Origin of the sequence: Bacillus thermozeamaize (genome assembly GCA_002159075.1) — a bacterium.
Lineage (GTDB): Bacteria > Bacillota > Bacilli > ZCTH02-B2 > ZCTH02-B2 > Bacillus_BB > Bacillus_BB thermozeamaize.
The window spans coordinates 1-1612 of record LZRT01000048.1 but is presented as its reverse complement, the minus strand read 5'-3'; the positions used below and the strand labels follow the sequence as shown (position 1 = coordinate 1612).

Annotated in this window: 1 protein-coding gene and 1 pseudogene; both read right to left on the bottom strand. The window is 54.5% G+C overall.

Annotated features, from left to right (window positions below; all coding sequences use genetic code 11):
- Positions 1 to 1174, bottom strand: a 1174-nt coding sequence (locus BAA01_12885) for an RNA helicase (protein OUM89244.1), incomplete at its 3' end; no start/stop codon positions are given.
- A gap of 64 nt (positions 1175 to 1238) precedes the next feature.
- A pseudogene (locus tag BAA01_12880) lies at positions 1239 to 1612 on the bottom strand (hypothetical protein).

The following is a 1612-nucleotide window of genomic DNA, read 5'->3' as shown; positions in this document are numbered from 1 at the left end:
GATAATGAGCTTGCAGTTCCTCAATCAGCTCATCGTATTGTTCAAGCGCCGCCCCTTCATTTAAAACAGCCACCAGCTGTTCCCGCCACTGGGTGCGTTTTTTTCGCGTCACTTCTTCCAAGGAGGGAAGCTCTCGCGGCGAGATGCTCATTTTTGTCTGCTGCTGAATGGTGTGAAGCAACTTCATTTCCCTTGGCGTCACCAGTGTCATCGCGACGCCTGAACGGCCTGCCCGCCCTGTCCGTCCGATCCGGTGAACATAACTTTCAGGATCCTGAGGGATGTCATAATTGATCACGTGGGAAACGTTGCTTACATCAATTCCGCGGGCCGCCACATCGGTGGCTACCAAAAATTCGATTTCTCCTTCTCGAAACGCCTTCATCACTTTGTCCCGTTGCATCTGGCTGAGGTCACCGTGAATGCCGTCGGCCAGGTACCCGCGCTCCTGCAGCGCCTCGGTCAGCGCGTCCACGCCTTTTTTGGTGCGGCAAAACACGATCCCCAGTTCCACGTCTTCACTGTCGATAATCCGGCACAATACCTCCAGTTTATGGGATTCCAACACACGGTAATACACTTGTTCAATGTAGGGAACATGAACATCCCCGCGGTTGATCGAGATGGGGACCGGATCCTTCAGATAACGCTTGGCCAGTCTCCGAATCTCAGCCGGCATGGTCGCGGAAAACAACAAGGTTTGCCTTTCCTTGGGTGTCGCCTTGATGATTTGTTCAATCTCATCAATAAACCCCATATCCAGCATCTCATCCGCCTCATCCAGGACCAGGTATCCGACCTGGCTGAGGTTCAGCGTACGCCGGCGCAAATGATCCAAGATCCGTCCAGGCGTGCCGATGACCACATGAACTCCCTGCTGCAGGGCACGAATCTGATGGCGAATGGATTGCCCGCCGTAGATCGGCAGAATCCTCAGCGATTTGTATCGGGCAATTTTGCGCAATTCGGCGGAGACCTGAATGGCCAATTCACGTGTCGGCGTCAGGATGATCGCCTGAACGGCCAGTTTTTTCGGATCAACCGCCTGGATGACAGGGATGCCAAAAGCGGCCGTTTTGCCTGTTCCCGTTTGCGCCTGTCCAATCACGTCCTTCCCTTCCAGAATGACCGGAATACAGGCCGCCTGAATCGGTGTCGGTTCCTCAAATCCCATATCTGAAATGGATTTAAGAATTTCTTCTTGAATCGAAAGTTGGGAAAAACTTTTCACGTAGGCTTCAACCTTTCTCTCGCAACAATTGGATAAGCTTGAGCATGGCCGTTTTCACGGCGCGTGTTTGGATTTCCTCCCGATCGCCGGCGAATCGGTATTCCCGCACGTGCGACCGTTCACCCAATTTCCAGGCAATCCACACCAGACCTGCCGGCTTGCCTTCCAGTTCATCCGGACCGGCGACACCTGTAATGCCGATGCCGCATGTCGCCCGGCACAAACGCTGAACATGTCCGGCCATTGCCTCAGCCGTCTGGCGGGACACCGTGCCGTGCCGTTCCAACAGCTCTTGGGGAATGCCCAGCACGTCCCGCTTCGTGGCCAGAGAATAACTGACCACGCCGCCTGGAAATACAGAGGAACTGCCCGAAACAGAAG